The 19,466-nt window shown below is 68.9% G+C and carries 17 protein-coding genes; 9 read left to right on the plus strand and 8 right to left on the minus strand.

The genetic code is table 11. From position 1 onward, the window contains the following. Nucleotides 1–2 precede the first annotated feature (2 nt). The 8 genes from ccrA (at nt 3) to AB0B14_RS00105 (ending at nt 11,625) form a co-directional block, all read left to right on the plus strand. Nucleotides 3–1,349, plus strand: a complete 1,347-nt coding sequence (gene ccrA / locus AB0B14_RS00070) for a crotonyl-CoA carboxylase/reductase (RefSeq protein WP_357075203.1) — start codon at nt 3–5, stop codon at nt 1,347–1,349. Next, entirely contained in the window at nt 1,346–2,350 is a 1,005-nt protein-coding gene (locus AB0B14_RS00075; RefSeq protein ID WP_357075200.1) for a ketoacyl-ACP synthase III, read from the plus strand. The genes ccrA and AB0B14_RS00075 overlap by 4 nt, the downstream gene beginning before the upstream one ends. A 141-nt stretch (nt 2,351–2,491) precedes the next feature. Continuing rightward, on the plus strand, nt 2,492–3,940 hold the full coding sequence (locus AB0B14_RS00080; protein ID WP_357520225.1) for an FAD-dependent monooxygenase: 1,449 nt from the start codon (nt 2,492–2,494) through the stop codon (nt 3,938–3,940). Between the two features lie 110 nt (nt 3,941–4,050). Further along, on the plus strand, nt 4,051–4,761 hold the full coding sequence (locus tag AB0B14_RS00085) for a ThuA domain-containing protein (RefSeq protein ID WP_357075195.1): 711 nt from the start codon (nt 4,051–4,053) through the stop codon (nt 4,759–4,761). Beyond that, nucleotides 4,731–5,849, plus strand: coding sequence for a Gfo/Idh/MocA family oxidoreductase (locus AB0B14_RS00090; protein WP_357520227.1), 1,119 nt, complete (start codon nt 4,731–4,733; stop codon nt 5,847–5,849). Before AB0B14_RS00085 ends, AB0B14_RS00090 begins: the two co-directional genes overlap by 31 nt. A 255-nt stretch (nt 5,850–6,104) precedes the next feature. After that, nucleotides 6,105–7,841 carry a hypothetical protein gene (locus AB0B14_RS00095; protein WP_357520229.1) on the plus strand — a complete coding sequence of 579 codons (1,737 nt, stop codon included), beginning with the start codon at nt 6,105–6,107 and terminating at the stop codon, nt 7,839–7,841. 11 nt (nt 7,842–7,852) lie between these two features. Further along, on the plus strand, nt 7,853–8,470 hold the full coding sequence (locus tag AB0B14_RS00100; protein ID WP_357520231.1) for a hypothetical protein: 618 nt from the start codon (nt 7,853–7,855) through the stop codon (nt 8,468–8,470). Beyond that, the gene (locus tag AB0B14_RS00105; RefSeq protein ID WP_357520233.1) at nt 8,467–11,625 is read left to right on the plus strand and encodes a DUF87 domain-containing protein; all 3,159 of its coding nucleotides are present in this window, start codon (nt 8,467–8,469) and stop codon (nt 11,623–11,625) included. The genes AB0B14_RS00100 and AB0B14_RS00105 overlap by 4 nt, the downstream gene beginning before the upstream one ends. A 5-nt stretch (nt 11,626–11,630) precedes the next feature. On the opposite strand, the gene AB0B14_RS00110 is transcribed toward AB0B14_RS00105, so the two are convergent. The 4 genes from AB0B14_RS00110 to AB0B14_RS00125 all read right to left on the minus strand — a co-directional run bounded on the left by AB0B14_RS00110 (nt 11,631) and on the right by AB0B14_RS00125 (nt 16,228). Then, nucleotides 11,631–12,947 (minus strand): hypothetical protein, encoded by a 1,317-nt coding sequence (locus tag AB0B14_RS00110; RefSeq protein WP_357520235.1) that lies wholly within the window; start codon nt 12,945–12,947, stop codon nt 11,631–11,633. Nucleotides 12,948–12,957: 10 nt separating this feature from the next. After that, nucleotides 12,958–14,586, minus strand: a complete 1,629-nt coding sequence (locus AB0B14_RS00115) for a hypothetical protein (RefSeq protein WP_357520237.1) — start codon at nt 14,584–14,586, stop codon at nt 12,958–12,960. 117 nt (nt 14,587–14,703) lie between these two features. Beyond that, a complete protein-coding gene (locus AB0B14_RS00120; RefSeq protein ID WP_357520239.1) occupies nt 14,704–15,417 on the minus strand; it encodes a hypothetical protein in 714 nt (237 codons plus the stop codon). A gap of 115 nt (nt 15,418–15,532) precedes the next feature. Continuing rightward, a complete protein-coding gene (locus AB0B14_RS00125; protein ID WP_357520241.1) occupies nt 15,533–16,228 on the minus strand; it encodes an NUDIX domain-containing protein in 696 nt (231 codons plus the stop codon). Between the two features lie 39 nt (nt 16,229–16,267). On the opposite strand from AB0B14_RS00125, the gene AB0B14_RS00130 reads away from it, so the two are divergent. Then, the gene (locus tag AB0B14_RS00130) at nt 16,268–16,597 is read left to right on the plus strand and encodes a hypothetical protein (protein WP_357520243.1); all 330 of its coding nucleotides are present in this window, start codon (nt 16,268–16,270) and stop codon (nt 16,595–16,597) included. Nucleotides 16,598–16,602: 5 nt separating this feature from the next. Here AB0B14_RS00130 and AB0B14_RS00135 read toward each other — a convergent pair whose 3' ends face one another. From AB0B14_RS00135 to AB0B14_RS00150, 4 genes are all read right to left on the minus strand, one after another. Next, entirely contained in the window at nt 16,603–16,893 is a 291-nt protein-coding gene (locus tag AB0B14_RS00135; RefSeq protein ID WP_357520245.1) for a hypothetical protein, read from the minus strand. Between the two features lie 301 nt (nt 16,894–17,194). Continuing rightward, the gene (locus AB0B14_RS00140) at nt 17,195–17,407 is read right to left on the minus strand and encodes a hypothetical protein (RefSeq protein WP_357520247.1); all 213 of its coding nucleotides are present in this window, start codon (nt 17,405–17,407) and stop codon (nt 17,195–17,197) included. Further along, nucleotides 17,404–17,682: a hypothetical protein gene (locus AB0B14_RS00145; protein ID WP_357520248.1), complete on the minus strand. Its 279-nt coding sequence runs from the start codon at nt 17,680–17,682 to the stop codon at nt 17,404–17,406. The genes AB0B14_RS00140 and AB0B14_RS00145 overlap by 4 nt, the downstream gene beginning before the upstream one ends. A gap of 765 nt (nt 17,683–18,447) precedes the next feature. Next, nucleotides 18,448–19,401: a cyclase family protein gene (locus AB0B14_RS00150; RefSeq protein ID WP_357520250.1), complete on the minus strand. Its 954-nt coding sequence runs from the start codon at nt 19,399–19,401 to the stop codon at nt 18,448–18,450. Nucleotides 19,402–19,466: the final 65 nt, after the last annotated feature.

A 19,466-nucleotide genomic window follows, 5' to 3' on the forward strand; every position in this document is an offset into this window, starting at 1 on the left:
CGATGGACCCACTGAGTGAGGCCGTACTCGCCGGCGCCTCCCCGGAGACGCTGTCCGCGGCGCCGGTGCCGGACCGCTACCTCGCCGCGCACCTGCGGGTCGAGGACGTCAAGATGTTCACCGGCGTCGAGGACAAGGACGTCCGTAAGTCCCTGCGGGTCGGCGAGGTGCCGATGCCGGAGCTGGCCCCGGACGAGGTGTTGGTCGCCGTCCTGGCCAGCTCGATCAACTACAACACGGTCTGGTCGGCGATGTTCGAGCCGATGCCGTCGTTCGGCTTCCTGAAGCGGTTCGCCGCCACCGGGGGCTTCGCCGGCCGGCACGACCAGCCGTACCAGGTGGTCGGTTCCGACGGCGCGGGCGTCGTGGTGCGCGTCGGCGTCGGGGTGCGGCACTGGCGGGTCGGCGACCACGTGGTGGTCAGCCCCGCCTACGTCGACGACCAGGAGCCCGCCACCCACGGTGACGGGATGATGGGCAACGAACAACGGGCGTGGGGCTTCGAGACGAACTTCGGCGGGCTCGCCCACTACACGGTCGTCCGGGCCACCCAGCTGTTGCCCAAGCCCGCCCACCTGACGTGGGAGGAGGCGGCCTCGGTGACGCTCTGCGCCGGCACCGCGTACCGGATGCTGGTGAGCCGGCAGGGCGCGGACATGAAGCAGGGCGACATCGTGCTGATCTGGGGCGCCACCGGCGGCCTCGGCGCCTATGCCGTGCAGATGGTGAAGAACGGTGGCGGCATCCCGGTCGGGGTGGTCAGCTCGCCGCAGAAGGCGGAGCTGCTGCGCCGGCTCGGCTGCGACATCGTCGTCGACCGCGAGGAGCTGGGCCTGGGCGGGGCGGAGGACGGGCCGGAGGAGACCGTCGCCGCCGGCAAGCGCCTCGGCCGGATCATCCGGGAGCGGGCGGGCGGCGACCCGCACATCGTGTTCGACTACGTCGGCAAGGCGACCTTCGGCCTGTCGGTGTTCCTGGTCCGGCGCGGCGGGACGGTGGTGACCTGCGGCTCCAGCACCGGCTACCAGCACCAGTACGACAACCGGTACCTGTGGATGAACCTGAAGCGGGTGATCGGCAGCCACGTGGCCAATCTCCAGGAGAACACGGAGTGCATCCGCCTGTTCGACCTGGGGCACCTGTCGCCGGCGCTGTCGCGCAGCTACCAGCTCGCCGAGGTGGGTGAGGCGGCCCGGCTGGTGCAGACCAACTCGCACATCGGCAAGGTCGGGGTGCTCTGCCTGGCGCCGGAGCCGGGGCTCGGCGTCACCGACCGGGCGGCCCGGGAGCGGATCGGCGAGCAGCGGATCAACCCGCTGCGCCTGCCGGTCGCGGCGGAGGCGTTGTGAGGGCGCGCGGCACGGGCATCCTCGGCACCGGGTCTTACCTGCCCAAGCAGGAGGTGACGAGCGTGGAGTTGGCCGAGCGGATGGGGCTCGACCCGTCCTGGATCGAGCGCAAGACCCAGATCGCCTCCCGGCGCTACGCCGCCCCCGACGAGGCCACCTCCGACCTGGCGGTCAAGGCCGCCGAGCGGGCGCTGGCGCAGAGCGGACTGTCGGCGGACCAACTGGCTTACGTGATCGTCTCCACCTCCACCGGGGACTCACCGCAGCCGCCCACCTCGTACCTCGTGCAGGACGCGCTCGGCGCCACCCGGGCGGCGTGCTTCGACGTCAACGTGGTGTGCAGCGGCTTCGTCTACGCGTTGGCGCTCGCGCACAGCCTGCTGGCGGTGGGCGAGGACGACCGCTACGCGTTGGTGATCGGTGCGGACGTGTACTCCCGGTCGCTGGACTTCGACGACCGCCGCACCGCCGTGCTGCTCGGTGACGGGGCGGGCGCGGCGGTGGTGGGCCCCGCGCCCGAGGGGAGCGGCTTCCTGGCCTTCGACCTGTCCAGCTTCGGGTCCGCACACGGGCTGATCCACGTGGCGGCCGGCGGCAGCCGCCTGCCGGCGTCGGCGGAGACGGTGGCCGCCGGCGGCCACTTCTTCCGGATGGACGGCCGCGGGGTGCGCGACTTCGTCTTCGAGCACGTCCCGCCCGCGATGCGGGGTCTGGCGGAACGGGCCGGCGTCGGCCTGGACGACATCGACCACTTCGTGCCGCACCAGCCGAACGGGGTGCTGCTGAGCGAGTTGGTGCAGCGGTGCGGCCTGGCCGGGGCACACACCTGTCGGACCCTGGAGCGGTACGGCAACGTGGGCAGCGCCTCGGTCCCGGTGACGCTCGACGATGCCAACCGCGAAGGCCGGCTACGCCCCGGTGACCTGGTCCTGCTCGCCGGCTTCGGCGGCGGCATGAGCCTCGGCGCGAGCCTGCTCCGGTGGGGTCCCGCACCTCAGTGACGGCAGCGGCCGGCGGGTTCACCCCGCCGCGCACCAACCTTCATCGAACGCGAGAGGACACTCCATGACCGACCCTGCCCGCCACGCCTCGGCGGTCCGCCGCGTGGCGCGTACGGCGGCCCCGACGACCCGGGCCACGCGGTGAACCCGGCGGAGCGCCGGGCCGTCGTCCTCGGTGGCGGACTCGCCGGCATGCTCGCCGCGCAGGTCCTCGCCCGGCACTTCGGCACGGTCACCGTGGTGGACCGGGACGACCTGGGCGCGCCCGGCCCACAGCCGCGTACCGGGCTTCCGCAGGCCCGGCACCTGCACCAGTTGTGGTCCAGCGGCGCGCGGGTGCTCGACACCCTGCTGCCCGGCCTGACCCAGCAGCTGTTGCGGGCCGGCGCGAAGCGCGTCAGCATCCCCACCGGCAACGCCCTGTTCAGCGCGTACGGGTGGCAGCACCGGTTCCCCGAGGCGCAGTTCATGCTCTCCGCCAGCCGGGACCTGTTGGACTGGACCGTCCGCCAGCGGGTGCGCGCCGATCCGAGGATCGTGGTGCGGGATCGCACGCAGGCGGACGGCCTGCTCGGCTCGGCCGAGACGGTGACCGGCGTCGCGGTGCGTTCGGTGGCCGACGGCGAGACCACCGAGCTGGCCGCCGACCTCGTCGTGGACGCCACCGGTCGCTCGTCGGCGACCCGGCGGTGGCTCGCGGAGTTGGGGCTGCGGCCGGTCGAGGAGGACCTCGTCGACACCGGCATCACGTACGCCACGCGGCTGTTCCGGGTGCCGGAGTGGGTGGACGGCAGCTTTCCCGGGGTGAGCGTGCAGCCGGACCACCGCGACGGGCGCCCTGGTCAGAGCGGATACCTTCTGCCGATCGAGGGCGACCGGTGGATCGTCGCGTTGTCCGGCACCCGCGGCGGCGAGCCGTCGGCCGACGACGCGTCCTTCACCGAGTTCGCCGGCAACCTGCGGCACCCGATCATCGCGGAGTTGATCGGTGGCGCGGAGCCACTGACCTCGGTCCAGCGGTCGCGGAGCACCGCCAACCGCCGCCTGTACCCGGAGCGCGCCGCCGACTGGCCTGACGGCCTGCTCCTGCTGGGCGACTCGATGGCCTCGTTCAACCCGTCGTACGGCCACGGCATGGTCACCGCCGCCCGCAGCGCCGCAGTCCTGGACCGGGAACTGTCCACCGGCGACGCCGGCCCGGCGACGATGCGGCGCGTCATGCGCGGCCTCGCCGACGTCGTCGACGAGGCCTGGACGTTCGCCACCACGCAGGACATCTGCTACCCCAACTGCCGGGTACGCAGCGGCGACGACCGTCTGCTGCCGCAGCAGGCCAACGCTCGACGGGAGATGACGGACGCGATCGGGACGGCCGCCGCCCGGCAGCCGGAGATCGCGTCGGCACTCTTCGACGTCGTCACACTCGCGGCCCCGGTGAGCAGCCTGATGGAACCGCGCGTCCTCGCGGCGCTGCGCAGCGGGCCCACCCACCCGCCGCTGAAGGCTCCTCCGTTCACCCCGGAGGAACTCGCGATGCTCAGACGGTCCACCCGGCGTACGGTCCGCGAGAGCACACCGGCCGCCGGCTGACGGGCGCACCGCAGCAACCCCTAGTACGGTTTTCGGTGCGTGACATTCACGGGCATCGTCGGGGCGCGAGCGGTCAACCCGGTGGCGACCAACCGGGGGAGGGAGCGAGGGTGGCGCAGCGGAGAGCACTTGTGGTGCGGGGCGGGTGGGAGGGTCACCAGCCGGTCAGGGCGACGGAGTTGTTCCTCCCCTTCCTGAAGGACAGCGGCTATGCCGTACGGGTCGAGGAGTCGACCGAGGTCTACGCCGATGCCGCCGAGATGGCCGACACCGACCTCATCGTGCAGTGCATGACGATGTCGCAGATCACCGCGGAGCAGGTCGCGGGCCTCAGCGCGGCGGTCGTCGCCGGCACGGGGTTCACCGGCTGGCACGGCGGCATCGTCGACTCGTTCCGCGCGTCATCCGAATACCTGCATCTGGTCGGTGGCCAGTTCGCCACCCACCCGGGCAAGGAGCCGTGCGAGCGGCACGGTGGCCCGGAGGACAACTTCCTGCCGCACCCGGTGCGCGTCACCGACCTCGGCCGGGAGCACCCGATCACCGCCGGCATCGACGACTTCGACCTGGTCACCGAACAGTACTGGGTGCTGCACGACGACCTCGTCGACGTCCTGGCCGTGACGACCCACCCCACCCAGGCGTGGCACCCGTGGCACCGGCCGGTCACCTCGCCCGCCATCTGGACCCGGCGCTGGGGTGCCGGGCGCATCGTCGTGACGACCCCGGGGCACAGCCTGGACGTGCTGGAGCACCCGAGCGTCCGTACCGTCATCGAGAGGGGAATGCGGTGGGCGACCCGCACCTCGTCGGCATCGTAGGTCTCGGGGTCATCTCCCGCGCGTACCTGGACACCCTCGCGAACCACCCCGCGGTGCGCGTCGCCGCACTGGCCGACCTCGACGCCTCCCGGGCCGCCGAGGCCGCCGCCCTCATTCCCGGGGCCGAGGCGTTGAGCGTCGAGCGCCTGCTCGCCCACCCGGACGTGCGGACGGTGCTCAACCTCACCATCCCCGCGGCGCACGCCGACATCTCCCTCGCCACGATCGACGCGGGCAAGAACGTCTATGTCGAGAAGCCGCTCGCCGTGACGTTCCCGGAGGGTCGCACGATCATCGAACGGGCCGCGTCGGCCGGCGTACGCGTCGGCTGCGCGCCGGACACCGTCCTGGGCACGGGTACGCAGACGGCGCGGGCGGCGATCGACGGCGGGCTCATCGGACGCCCGATGTCCGCGTCGGCCGTCATGGTCACCGCGGGGCACGAGCGCTGGCACCCCAACCCCGACTTCTACTACGCCCCGGGCGGCGGCCCGTTGCTGGACATGGGGCCGTACTACATCTCGGCGCTCATCCACCTGCTCGGGCCGGTGCGCGCGGTGCTCGGAGCCGCCAGCCGGCTGCGTGCCGAGCGCGTCATCGGCTCGGGCCCGCGCACCGGCCAGCGGATCCCGGTGGAGGTGGACACCCACGTGACAGGCGTGCTCGAACACGCCAACGGTGCCCTGTCCACCATCACCACGAGCTTCGACGGCGTCACGACGGCTGCCGCGCCGATCGAGGTACGAGGGGAGACCGGCACCCTGGCCGTACCCGACCCGAACCACTTCGACGGGGAGGTCCGCCTCTTCGCGCTCGGCGGCACCGAATGGCGCGTTCTCGAACCGCAGGCCGGATACGCCGAGTCGTCCCGCGGCATCGGCCTGATCGACTTCGTCCGGGCCGACGCTCAGCGTCCGCCGCGCGCGGGCGGCGACCTCGCGCTGCACGTACTCGAAACGATGACCACGCTGCTCCAGTCGGCAGCCGAAGGCCGCCGGATCGAGCTGACGACCGGGGTGCGGCGGCCCACGCCAGTCCCGCTCACCCCGGCCGAGGAGTGGAAGGCGTACGACGCGCACGGACATTGAACGGTGTCGGACAGGGCCGAGGATGCCACTAGCCTGCCGTTCTGGAGCACCGGTGGCTGCGGTCCGTGGTCAACCCGTTCACTTATGGTGATCTTCGCTCTGGTGAGATAGCCTCGGTTCGATCGTTGGCCACCGATCAAGGGGCGGTGAAGGGGATTGCTGGACCGGCCACGCGTCGATATGGCAATTCCTCGGGAGCTCGGCATTCACAGTGCCATTCCGACCGCATCCGGTGACGACGACTTACCGTCCTATGTGACGCGTGATTTCGATTTCTTGCTGAGGACCGCACTGGCCTCGAAGCTGCCCGACCGCGGGAACTTTGTCGTCCTGGTGGGTGGATCCTCAACCGGAAAGACCAGGTCCTTGTACGAAGCGGTGTACGAACTGGTTCCGGACTGGTGGCTGATTCAGCCGGCCGAGGCGTCCGATCTGCTGAAGTGGAAGAATTCGCCGCCGCGTGGCATGGTCTTTTGGCTCGACGAGTTGCACCAGTATCTGGGCGGTCATCCACCGCTCACCTCCGAGTGTGTCCGCGCCCTGGTGCGGCACGGAAATTTAGTGGTTGGAACGCTGTGGCCGGATCAGTACGCCCACTGGACGGCGGGCCGCGAGGACGTCCACGCCCTGGTAAAAGGGGCATTCGTGGTACCCGTTCCCGATTCGCTGAACTCCGCCGAGCGGGCGAAAGCGGAGGAGGTTGCCCGCCAGGACAGCCGGATCCGCGACGCGCTGAAGTCCGAAGAGGTGGGCATGACACAGGTTCTCGCCGGCGGGCCGAGGCTGGTGATGTGTTGGGAACAGCCCGCCAACGCCTACGTCAAGGCAATGATCACCGCCGCAGCCGACGCACACCGGCTCGGTGTGCAATCTCCGCTCAGCGAGGAACTGCTGGCGAATGCCATGTTCGGCTATCTCCGGCCGCGCCACCGCGTGCAGCCGACGCAAGATTGGCTGACCCAGGCACTGCCGCACGCGACCGGCCCCCTCTACGGGGACGTTTCGCCCTTGCTCCCGGCAGACGATGGGCGTCCGGGCACGCTCGCCGGTTACACGATTGCGGACTATCTCGCCCAGCACGTCCGGAGTAAACGACGAACCGAAACAATCCCGCACGAGGCGTGGCACGCCCTCGCGACAATGCTGCACCGGCGGGATGATCTGCGACGGCTGGCCGACGGTGCCTCCTCCCGGCTCCGCTATCGCTATGCCGAAATCGCGCTGAGCCGGCTCGTGGCGGAGTTCGACGACGGCCGCGCCAGCGCAGAACTGGTCGATCTTTTCGTTCGGCAGGACCGGCTCGCAGAAGCACAGCAGATGCTCACCGAGCGAGTAGCAGCCCACCCGGAGGACCGGCTGGCCGTCAAGAAACTGTCCCGATTGCAGGAGCTTCGGAGCAGGACAGATCATGTCAGACCGCGAGGCGGCCGCCGGACGCGGCAGATACCTGCCGAGATCGCCGAGATCCTTGCCGATGGCGGCGTTTGCGACGGCCTGCGCCAGGAAGCCGCGGCCGGTGACGCGATGGCTACCGACCGGCTGGTGGAGATTCTGTTGGAACGCGGTTGCCTGCGCGAGCTGCGAGTACGGGCCGAGCAGGGTGACTTGCGGTCTGCGGAGGCATTGGCCGACCTCTACGCCGGATGGGGAGAGGTCGAGCTGTTACGGGCACGCGCCGAGGCGGGGGACCGGGCCGCCGAGCTTCGGTTAGCGAAGCTCGAACGCGACGCCGATCGGAGCGCCGACGCCTCGTACGAGATCGACGCGCTGCGAAAAGCAGTCGACGAGGGAGATCCCGAGGCCCCGGGGAAGCTCTGCTCGCTCCTGTTCGACCTGCGTGACGAGGTGAACCTTCGTGCCGAGTTGAACGCCGGAACGGCAGGTGCGGCCGAGCGGCTCCTGGGCCTGTACACAGCGCAGGACCATCCGTCGCTGATCCGGCTGCGGGCCTTCGGGCTGGACGCGAACGGCCAGATCATTAGTCGTGAATGAGAGGACCCTTGATGGCTTCCGACCTGACCTCCGCGGAGTACGCGTATTTGATCATCCTTCGGGCCGAGGGCCGGGAGATCTCGAACAGCGAGATGGCCGAAATCTACGGTGTCCGGCTGAAGAGCCCGGACTACGCGAAGCTCAACGCGGACGGTTACATCATCTCCAGGACCAAGCCGAGCCCGTACCGGCACTCGATTACCGACAAGGGTGTCAAGGCACTCCTCGAGCCACTGACGCTGGAGCAGGGCCGCGTGCCGGAGGGGGAGAAGCGCTCGGCCAAGGAGCGAGAGTTGTACTGGGCCGCCGTTCTGGCGCAGCAGAAACTCTTTCAGCGATCGGCGAGCGGGGTCGACCGGGCCGAGCCAACGGATCTCCCTGGCCGGGTGCGCGCCGCGTACGGGAAACTGGCGAGCGCGCCCGGGGACTGGGTCGAGCTTGCCGACCTTCGTGTCCTGCTTGCCGACGTGTCGAAGTCCGCGCTCGACAAGGCCCTGGAGGGCATGTTGGACTCGCCGGACGTTAGCCTGGAGCCTGAGCCGTTTGGCCACCGGATCGGCGTCCGAGAGCGGAATGCTGCCATCCACATCGGCGGTGAGGATCGGCACAAGCTGGCGATCGGCCAATGATGAACGAAGAGCAGCGCACGGTGCTCGCCGCACTCCGGCTCAGCTGGGTCCAGGCGCCCGACGACGTGTGGCGTCCATCGCACTTCCACGTGGATGGGCTTCACCAGTCAGTGGTGCGGGACGTGCGCGACGGTATCGCCGAGGCCGAGGCGAGCGCGGACTCAAGTCCGATCGGCCTGGTGCTGGATGGCCGGCACGGCACCGGCAAGACGCATCTGCTGGGTTGGGTGCGCGAACGGGTGCAGCAGCAGGGGGGCTACTTCTTCCTGATCGGTCTGCTCGACGGCCGCCATTTCTGGGACGGGATGCTGGTCTTCCTGCTCGACGGCCTGGCGCGAGAGATGCCGGACGGCGAGACCCAGTTGCGGTTGCTGCTGCGCCGCCTGGCATCCCGGATCGGGGCACCACGAGCCGACCGGCGTGCGGTAATCGGCGAGAGCGAGCTGACCCGTCCCGCGCTCGACTCTTTCGTCAGCGGGCTGCGCGGGTACGACAGCCACGTCGCCCATGAGTGCCGCGACACCCTGCGCGCACTCGCCCTGCGTGCCTCGGACAACGAGGAGCACCAGGACATTGCGGCCGACTTCTTCGACGCCGGTAGAGAGGGGGCCACCGAGGAGCGGCGAGAGTGGGGAATTCGTCCCCGACCTCACACCTCTCAGGAGCTTGTTCGGGAGATCTCCTGGCTTCTCGCGATCACCGGTCCCTCGGTTATGGCGTTCGATCAGATCGACACAGCGGTCGCCCAGGCAGCGCTGCACGAAGACCTGACGGGAGCCTCCTCGGGTGTGGTGGATGCGCGGCAGGCGATCCTGCTCGCCAGCCTCGCCCACGGCCTGACCGACCTGCGGGACACGACCCGGCGGACGCTCACGGTGGTGGCCACCCTCTCGACCACGTGGGCTCGTCTCGTAGAGAAGGCGCCGGCGTCGTTCGCGCCTCGGTTCCGCCGCTGTCCGACGCTCGAGGGAATTCGGGACGCCACCATCGCCCGCGAAATCATCGCGAGGCGCTTCGCCCCACGCTTTGCCGAAATCGGCTACACGCCGCCCTATCCGACCTGGCCCGTCCGCGAAGGGGCGTTCCAAGGAGCCCACCGCTACACACCCCGCAAGCTGATCATGGATGTGGACCGGCACATCCGGGCCTGTTTGATCCGCGATGAGGTGCGCGAGCTTGAGCAGCTGAGCGATGTCCCCAGCGAGACGGCGCTGACCAGCGCGCCCGTGACGGTGCCCTCCGTCGCCGACGACGAGCTGGCACGGATCGAGACCCACTTCGAGGAGCTTAAGCGGGACGCCGACGTCACCTCCCCCCTTGAACGCGACACGGAGGACAGCACGTTTCCTGCAATGCTCGCTGCGGGCCTGCAGGCGTGGATCGCCGAACGGGGCGATGGTGGCCAGCGGTTCAGCATCGATGCGCCACCGAGTTCCAGGCCGGATCTGCACGCCCGCCTCCGGCGCGACCTCGATGAGCGTTCGGAGGAAGAGCGGGAACACTCGCCCGACCAGTCTCGTACCGAGGATCAGGTGCATTGGGCCTTCCGGGCGATCAGTGACACCCACCACGGTGTCGCCGCCCTGCACCGGATTCGCCGCGCCCGCACGGCAGCCGGGCTCACCTCGGAGGTCGCCAAGCGGAAACTCTTCCTGCTGCGCAACGCCGAGTGGAGTCAGTCGGCCAAGACGCAGGAGGTCATCGAGCAACTCAAGCGCGACGGCGGAGTGACGCTGACGGTCGACGAGTCGGACCTGCGGACTCTCGCCGCCCTGCACGGTCTGCGGAACGAGAACCCGGCCATTCTGCAGGCGTGGCTGGTCCGTTATCGGCCCACCGAGCAGATCAGGCTCTTCAAGGAGGCGCTGGCTGACGCTGACCTCTGGACTGGTGACGTCCAACCGGACGCTCCGCCGTTGCACGAACGCACTGCCGGCTTCGCCATCGGCGCGGGAATCGAGGACGGTTTGCCCGTCTCCCTCTCGCTTGAAGCGCTGCGCAAGCACACGGCCATCTTCGCCGCTTCCGGCTCCGGCAAGACCGTGCTGCTGCGCCGCCTCGTCGAGGAATGCGCGTTGCAGGGCGTGTCGGCGATCGTGCTGGATCCAAACAATGACCTGGCGCGGTTGGGCGACGCGTGGCCGACTCCGCCCGGTAGTTGGGCGCCGGATGATCCCGACCGCGCGGCCCGGTACCTGGCCGAGACCGAAGTCGTCACGTGGACACCGCGACGTGAGGCAGGCCGGCCGTTGAGCTTCCAGCCGCTGCCAGATTTCGAGAGCGTGCTGGACGATCCCGATGAGTTCGCCGCAGCGGTCGAAGCGGCGGTAACCACCATCGCTCCGCAAGCCAATCTCACCGGCCGTACCGAAAAGTCGCATCTGGGAAAGGCTGTGCTCCGGCGCACCATCGAGCACTTCGGCCGGCAGGGTGGCAAGGACATTCGCACCCTGATCGCGCTCCTGTCGGATTTGCCCGACGGGGTCAGCGAGCTCGCCGGCGCGGCCAAGATCGCCTCGGGCCTGGCACGGACCCTGACGGCCTCAATGGACAATGATCCGCTGTTCGCCGGCGTCGGTACCCCGGCCGACCCAGGAACGCTGCTGACTCCGTCACCAGGCAAGCGGGCTCGCATCTCCGTCATCAGCTTCATCGGGCTGCCTGGAGATGAAGCCCGGCAGAGCTTCGTGAACCAGCTGCAGATGGGGCTTTTCAGCTGGATCAAGCAAAATCCTGCCAGGGATCGCCCGCTGCTGGGTCTGCTGGTCATGGACGAAGCGCAAACGTTCGCACCTTCGGGAGCGATGACTGGCTGCACGCAAAGCACGCTCGCACTGGCTTCGCAGGCCCGCAAGTACGGCCTAGGGTTGATCTTCGCGACGCAGGCGCCGAAGAACTTGCACAACCGCATCCCCGGCAATGCCGCAACTCACTTCTTCGGCCGGCTCGGCGTGCCCGCACAAATCGAGGCCGCACGGGAGATGGCAAAGGCGAAGGGGGGCGACGTGCCGGATATCGGCAACCTGACTGCGGGCGAGTTCTACGTCGCACTCGAGGGCGAGGCACCGCACAAGGCTCGTACTCCGATGTCTCTGAGTCACCACCCGAGCAGTCCGCTGACCGACGAGGAGGTCATGCTCCGCGCCCGGGCCTGACGTCATCAGAGGTGCGGGCGTAGCAGGCCGGCGAGGTCTTCGCGGCCGATCTCCTCCAGTGCGTCTGGCAGTTCCGCCAGACGGTCTCGGCTCTGCAGCCAGAGCCACACCTCGTACGCTTCATCGCCAGCGCGAAACCGGCGTACCTGATGAGAGGGGATCCCGAGGTAATCGGCGAGATCCTGCCAGTCATAGGTGAGCCCACGAACAACCTGGGCTTTGACCAGTTCGGGAACGGCGCCGCCCTGCCGGGGCACGGGCGCTGAAGCCGCCACGGGCCTCAGTAGACCTCCGAGCAGGGCGAAGAGAACCTCGGCCGAAGCCCGGGCGGCGAACGCCTTGAACCGGTCGTCCTTGTCGAGATCCGCGTGGTCCATCACGCCCTTGGCGACAAGCCAGTGCGGCACCTGCCGTTCGTGCGCGACAGTGGCGATGGTCGCAGCCTCCATGTCCAGGGCCAGGATCTTGCGCTGGTTGACCTCGAGGCGGTTCCACGTCTCGGGATCCGCCATGACCGCGCCGCCGCTGGCCATCGGCCCCGCGGCGACCTCGAAGGGCAGGCGGTCCGGGCCGTCCACGTCGTTGTACAGGGCGCGTTGGATGAGCTTGCGGCCGGTCTCGGTCAGCGCCAGGGCGCTGTCGCGCCAGGCGATCAGATCCTCCGACTCCCATTGCGCCAGTCGCGCCTGCCAGGTTGTGCGCGGAAAATAGCGGTCCCGAGCGGGATGGGTACGAGGGTTCTCGTCCTTGAGGAGTCGTTCCAGATACCAAACCTTCGCCTCCTCGTCGGTGGCGGTGCCATGACTTGGCAGGCCCGACGGCTCGAAGGCCTGCACCGCACGTAGCCACCGGCTGTCCAAGGGAAGCTGTTGGTGGTCGGGGCGGAACAATTCTTTGACGTACTTGCCTTCGTCCCACTGGTAGGCCGGAGAAGCGACCACAACATCCCCAGGGGCGGTGGCACTGGGCTTGCCCGCGCACACTCCGCTCATCGCCAAACAGGCGGGTCGCAGTCGATCGGTGAGGGCGGTGGCGATTGGGGCTGTGCTCCGTCCGCCCATCGTGGTCGGCCGAGCCAGCGCCACCGACAGCCCGTCGGCCGTGGTGGTGGCGAAGGGCGCCGATCCGACGGTGCCGTGCTCCTCCCACCGCTCTCGCCCGAGCACCTGCTTCACCGCGTCGTACTCCTCCACCAACGCGGTAATGACCAGCACATCCACGTCGTGCCGTCGATGCGGCTGCCCTTCTGTCTGGACGATATTGGTCACCTGTCCGTGGTTCACGTTCATGTCCCGGCCGACCGTGATGCCCCGGTTGTTCATGCGAGTCCCTTCACCCCTGTGCTGGCTCGGATACCTGGTTGCTGACGCTCCCGTCATTCACGCTCATGTCACCGCCCACGAGGATGCCGTTGTTGTAGAGGATGGTGGCCCGCTGGGCGCGTACCTCGGAGGTGTCGACGTCGTGCTCGTCGAGGAAGTCAAGTACATGTGCGAAAACTCTGCTCTCGATCAACCGGCGGAACTTGAGGATGTCTTGGCGCTGGGTGAAGTTTCGGAGCTTGTCGCGGGAGCCCATGTCACGGACGCTCACCACGGCGCCGTAGTCCTTGCGGCGGCGTGACGTCCCGCGCTGCGTGCGGCTGCCGTACCCGGACATGTCGACAAGTGCGCGGATCAGGTTGCCCGGGGCGTGGACGATGGTCTGTGGTGTGTGGCGGGCCCCGTCGATCGCGGTCCGGAGCCAGGCCCGGGCGCCGGTGCCGCCGTCGGCGTCGACGAGCCGGTAGCGCTCGTTGCAGGGTGCCATGGTGGTACTGGTGACCTCGAGGTACAGCGAGCGGCCCTGAAGGGCGATGTGGACGTAGACGGTCGTAACCACGTCACCTCCCCAGGAGACGACCCGACACGCGAGGTAGTGCCGGGCCGGATTCGTGGGATTTCGAATGATCTGGGCCATCTCCTCAGGAGTGGTGAGGGTGGTTCGCGGGCCGTCCTCCCGGGCGGACTGGAAGACGCGATCCTCGACCGTCAGATCCGGAATGGACATTTCCGGCAGCGCCTCCGTGGTCAGCTCTCTCAGGTGCTGCCGGACATAGCCGACGATCTGGTCGGCATTGAAGGGCGGCGCGTCGAACTCGCGCTGCCCCTCGGTCGGCTCGCCGAACGCCCCGGCCGGGCTGGTGGGCTGCTTGCGAACGAGTCGCTGGGCGAAGGCCCAGCTCGACACGACATCTCCGGCGCCGATGAAAGGCTCGAAGTTGCCATAGACGATGGTGTTGCCGCCCTGCTGCTCGCTGATCACCCGCTTGCGCTTGTTCCAACGAATCGGCGGTGGCTCGCCGTAGACGGTGAAGTCCTCGATCCGCTTCTGCTGCCAAAGCGCGAAGACCACGGGGAGCAGAAGGGCGGTAGGTGCCACCAGCAGCGTCAAGCCCACGCGCAGGCCGGTGGAATCAGAAGCGGCGGAGAGAGCCTTGCCGACCAGGATGATGAGGGCGATCCACGCAGTCGCCCATCGGAGCAGGAGGAGCAGACCCCGGCTCGGACTTCTGGTCGTGTCGACCGCCGTACCGGTGCGCACCCGTTCCAGGTAGGCACGGATGAGCCGCCACGCGGCGGCTGTGACGTGAAGGCAGACCAGTGCGATGCCGACCAATGCGGCAGAGACCCAGTTGAGGTAGGTGCCCGCGACGAGCACGAGGACGATCGATCCGTTTCGCCACATTGAGAGATTGCGGGCCCGCAGGCAGTGCTCGAGAACGGTGACGAGGTCGAACCCGTAGGACGGTGCCGTGAAGCGCCGTTCCTGGTAGTAGACCTCACGCAGGCAGCGATCCCGGAAGACGGGGTTGAGGTACGCGCCAGCGCTGAGGTAGCGGGTGGCGGCGGTCGCTTCGACGGGCGGAGGCGGAGCGGCCGCCACGTTTGACGAGGAGGGGTGGAGCGTCTGCAAGGGCATCAGACCGTCCATTGCTCGTGTCGATATGAACAAGCGTCGACGGGCCCGGGGCTGAACTGGCCCGGGCAGGGGCGGGTCGTGACGGGAGCGCGCGGTTGGAAGGCGGTGGACCCCACCTCAGCGGTGGGCGTGCTCGTAGGGTTTGCCGATCGCCCAGATGCGGTCGAACTCGGCAAGGAAGTGGCCGAACCAGCGGGGGTCGCGGTCGGCGTGCAGCGACAACGTCGGCTCGGGAACGCCGCACCGGTGGGAGTAGATATCGACTTGAGCCTCGCCGTTCGAGGTCTTCGGGTCGATGGCCAGCAGGCCGAATGCCGGAACGAAGTCCAGAAGACGGACCTCGAGGCGGCCAGTGCCAGTAGCCGCCTGCTCGGCCAGGGCGTCGACAAGGTCGAGGGTGGCGCGTAGCCGGTGCTCGAACATCGAGGGGTTGCTCGCGACGGTACTGCGTCGGGCCGCCTCGGCAAGGGTGGCCTCGTGCGGCGCGATGAGGGCGATGCGTACGGTGGCGCCCGCCGCCAACCGCACCTGCAGGGCGGCGTAATGATTGCGCAGGGTCCGCGCGAGGGTGACTCCCGTCATTCGGATGTCGGAGGCCAAGTGGAGGTCGAAGCCCACTCCGGGTGTCGACAGGCCCAGGAGGCGGTCGGCGCTGGCCCGGTCTCCGATCTCCCAGCCGAGTTGCTTGACGGAACGGGTGAGGCCGGTCAGCGCCGACCGGCCGTGCAGGGAGCTGATCGCGAGAAGGCCCAGCGTGGTGAGCGTGGCCCCGCCGGTGACTGCCGGACCGACCATGCCGAAAGCGCCGAGCAGGCCGACGGCGATGGCCACGGCGACGGTGATGATCAGGTCGAGTTGACGTACGCGAGACATCCTGCACCACCTCGGAGACGGCCAGTGTCACCAACACACAGAGCGTACCGTCTTAATGTCTCTTCGACAATAACTAGGAGTTGGTCCGCGGGCGAAGGATCGGGGGATTGAGCATGGTGACGCTCCCGGCGCGGTAGAGCGCGGCCGGCCGGCCGGTGGCGGGGATGCGCTTTCTGCCGGTTGGCCTGATGAAGCCCTCCGTGTTGATCACCTTGCGGCTGAAGTTGCGCGGGTCCAACGTCTCACCCCAGACGACCTCGTAGACCGAGCGCAGGTCGCCGATGGTGAACTCGGACGGACAGAAGGCGGTCGCCAAGGTGGTCAGCTCCAGCCGTCGGCGTGCTCGCTCCACGGCGTCGTCGAGGATTCGATCATGGTCGAAGGCAAGCTTTCCTCTTGTCTGATCGACTGGCACCCACGCGGCATCGCTCGCGTCCGATCCGGCGATTGGCCGCGGGAGGTTGGGCATGATGGCCAGGTAGGCCACGCTGACAACTCGACCGCGAGGATCGCGGTGCGGCTCGCCGTAGACTCCGAACTGCTCAAGGTGCAGATCGTCGCCGTCGAGACGGGTCTCCTCCCGCAGCTCGCGTACGGCGGCGGCGTTGAGGTCTTCATCCGTTCGCACGAAACCGCCGGGCAGTGCGAACTGGCCCGCGAACGGCTCGTTGCCACGGGTGATGACGAGGGCGTGTAGCGCGTCTTCACGAACGGTCAGGATCACAAGATCAACCGCGATGCGCAGTTGGGCGTGGTGCCGGGTCGTCACGCGGTCAGCCTAGCTTGGTGTTCTTTCGACAAGAACGGGATGCGGCGGCCGAGTAGCGCCGGCCTTCTGACCCTGTGCGAGGTCCGCCTCTTCGCGCTCGGCGGCACCGAATGGCGCGTTCTCCAACCGCAGGCCGGATACGCCGAGTCGTCCCGCGGCATCGGCCTGATCGACTTCGTCCGGGCCGACGGTCAGCGTCCGCCGCGCGCGGGCGGCGACCTCGCACCACACGTACTCGAAACGATGACCACGCTGCTCCAGTCGGCAGCCGAAGGCCGCCGGATCGAGCTGACGACCGGGGTGCGACGGCCCACGCCGGTCCCGCTCACGCCGGCCGAGGAGTGGAAGGGTCACCACGCAGAAACGTAGATTCGTCAGGCAGGAATGATCTCGCCCTCCTTGAGCTCCAGGTTCGGGAATTCGTATCGTTCCCGCATCGCTGCTGCCAGGTCGGCGGGGACTTGTCGCACCAGCACCGTGACCCCCGATCCGTCGGCGCGAGGCACCACCGCCGCGACGGCGACTCCGTTGGCTCGCCAGTACGGAATGTCCTTCTTGATTCTCTCGGTGACCTGGTTGAGGACGGTGCGTGCGTGCCGCGCGTCGGCGAAGGCGATGTGGAGTGCGGGATGTTGGCTGCGCAGGGCGGCGTCGATCTGGTCCACCTGCGGCAGAGGCACGCGGTGGACGACAAAGGCCGCACCGTCCGTGGTCAGGCCGGCGTACGAGGTGGTGGGGTAGGCGCGTTCGGCGTGGCGGATCAGCGTCTCTCGCTCGGAGTCACCAGGGACGGCGGCGGGGCCGGTAGCCAGATGCCGGGACTGGGTGGTGGTAGGGACCGGGGGCGCTGGCTGCGCTGCGTCGTCGGCAGGTTGTTGGGCGCACCCTGCGGTTACCGCCAGGATGCTGGCCGCGGTAAGGAGAATCCTTTGTATACGCATGGCACGTTTTCAGCATAGATGCGGATCAGCCGCTGGCCACGTCGATGCACGGCGTGCGCATCCGCTGAGTGAGCGGTCCGTTCAACGTGGCTGGCCATTCCTCCACCGCCCAGGCGTGCTGCCTGCATTCATTGTCCGTGCAGTGGAAGCAGGTGCGGTCGCCGACGTGCTGGAGGACCGTTAGGCGGGCCGACTCGAAGTGGTCGACGGGTCGGGCGCTCTTGTCGGTGCCGGTCACGGCGTCTGCGCGATCCGCCTCAGCGCGGCGACGTTGACGCGCAACTCCACGCAGGGCGGGTGTGGATCAACGTCGGGGTAGCTGCACTGGGGCCGGTGGCCATGTGCCCACAACCACTCGTCGCAGCGGTGCGCCAGGTCGGTGCGGAGCCAGGCGACGACAACGTCGACGGGGGAGCCAGGGGCCAGGTCCCGGCCGAAAGACCAGTCGTCGGGATTGAGCCTCAGCAGCGTCCCAGGCTCGACGATAGGCAGTTCGCTGGGTTCGTGCGTCATGCGGGCATCTCGTCGCCGCGCAGGTCGAGACCGATCTGGCAATCAGCAGGTACCCGATCGAGAGCCGCCCAGAAGGCGCGGTTCTCCGCAGCGAGCCCCTGCGGCGAGGGCTGGTCCGGGCCGGCCGCGCCTGTCCGGTTTCATCCGCTGCGGTGACCGAACAGCGTCGCCGCGCCTTCGCAGTCGATGCCGAACGGCCGGTACTGCCGACTATCCTGGGCCGGGACGAACCACTTGATTCGTTTCGCCACCGTCATCCTCCCTTCACGCGTGTGCGGCCAGGCCGGGGCCGCAGGGACTCACACCCGCGGGACGCGACGGGCCCTGTACCCTGCTCGTACGTACTGCTCGGGCCAATCATTCGGGTGGAAATCAACGCTACGTTTCCAGGACCGCGGCGGGCGACGTGTGACACTGCGGCAGTGGTGCGACTTGGTGGCGCCATCGAGCGGCCCGCTGCGGCACTGTCTTCCATGTTGATCTAGCAACGTCTGTGACCGGCGCATATTGGGGTGCAGTGCAAAGGCTGCACTCGGTTCTCAGTCCTCGGTCCTCGGATCGAGCGAGGACCGCAACCACGACGCACCACCCCGTGCGGACGCCTACGGCGTGAGCTGCACTCGGCCCTCGGACCGAGCGAGGACCGCAACCTAGTCACGCGCCACTCCTAGGCGTGCGACGCACACGGGTATGAGCGGTGTCAGTCCCACCCATCCGAGCGGAAGTCCTCCCGGCCGCTCCGGTGGGCCGCCGCTCGACGCGCGGTCAGAAGGTGGCGATCGGGTTGACCAGGCTGCCGGACGTGCCGGCGAAGCGGACCGGTGCGACCGCGAGCTGGAAGTCCCACTGGCCGAGCTCGGCGGCGGTCGTCGCGCACGCCTCCAGGTCGCAGTTGTCGAGCAGCCACAGACCCATCGCGACGAGGCCCACCGCGTGGACGGGCATCAACACGCGCTCGTACCCCGACGGTTGCACGTCCTGGGGGCTGTCCGCGCCGATCAGCGCGACCTGCCGATCCTGGAGCCACGGCAGGCAGGACGCGTGCCAGCCGGCCTGCGCGAAACCGCTGGCCGCGCCGGCCTCGTGCCGGAAGCGGCCGTAGCCGGTGCGCAGGAGCACCGCGTCGCCGGGGAGCACGCGTACGCCCTGGCGGCGCTCGGCCTCTTCGAGATCGTCGGGGAAGACACCCTGCCCCGGCTCCAGCCACGGCACGTCGCGGGCCCCCGCGACGTCGAGCAGGACTCCACGGGTGATGATCCCGTTGGCTGCCGCCGTCACGGCGGCCCACGCCGATCCCGTCTCGGCGTCGACCAACGCGTGCGACCGCCCGTTGTACATCTTGCCGTCCCAGAACAGGTGGCAGGGCGAGTCGACGTGGGTGAGGGTGTTGCCGTGGAACGTGATGCCGAGCCGTTCGGACGAGAAGCCCCAGCTCCGGTCGCCGTGGAAGTGGGGCGGCATGTGCTCGGCGCCCGGCATGTCGGCGGCGCACGGGCACGTCGTCGTCGACCGCTCCATGTCCGCCGGTGCGGCGACCTCCCACGCGCAGGACACGCTCCTGCCGTGGCGCACGGCCCGCGCCGCCGCCAGCCGGACGTCGTCGGTGATGTGGTTCAGCGTGCCGCGTTCGTCGTCGTCGCCCCACCGTCCCCAGTTCGACAGCGTGTCGAAATAGCCGAGTACGTCGTCCTGGGAGGGCATCTGTCGCTCTGCCGTCATTCCCGCATCGACTCCTCCGGTCCGGCTCCGCTGGTCACCGCGGTCAGGGTATCCCGCCGCCGGAT

Origin of the sequence: Micromonospora sp. NPDC049171 (assembly GCF_040648275.1) — a bacterium.
GTDB lineage: Bacteria > Actinomycetota > Actinomycetes > Mycobacteriales > Micromonosporaceae > Micromonospora.

What these genes read in the sequence shown, in the direction of transcription:
- AB0B14_RS00100 (WP_357520231.1), top strand. Translation starts at nt 7,853, where the DNA reads ATGGCTTCCGACCTGACCTCCGCGGAGTACGCGTATTTGATCATCCTT.
- AB0B14_RS00105 (WP_357520233.1), top strand. Translation starts at nt 8,467, where the DNA reads ATGATGAACGAAGAGCAGCGCACGGTGCTCGCCGCACTCCGGCTCAGC.
- AB0B14_RS00150 (WP_357520250.1), bottom strand. Translation starts at nt 19,401, where the DNA reads ATGACGGCAGAGCGACAGATGCCCTCCCAGGACGACGTACTCGGCTAT.
- AB0B14_RS00130 (WP_357520243.1), top strand. Translation starts at nt 16,268, where the DNA reads ATGCGGCGGCCGAGTAGCGCCGGCCTTCTGACCCTGTGCGAGGTCCGC.
- AB0B14_RS00145 (WP_357520248.1), bottom strand. Translation starts at nt 17,682, where the DNA reads ATGACGCACGAACCCAGCGAACTGCCTATCGTCGAGCCTGGGACGCTG.
- AB0B14_RS00110 (WP_357520235.1), bottom strand. Translation starts at nt 12,947, where the DNA reads ATGAACAACCGGGGCATCACGGTCGGCCGGGACATGAACGTGAACCAC.
- ccrA (WP_357075203.1), top strand. Translation starts at nt 3, where the DNA reads ATGGACCCACTGAGTGAGGCCGTACTCGCCGGCGCCTCCCCGGAGACG.
- AB0B14_RS00115 (WP_357520237.1), bottom strand. Translation starts at nt 14,586, where the DNA reads ATGCCCTTGCAGACGCTCCACCCCTCCTCGTCAAACGTGGCGGCCGCT.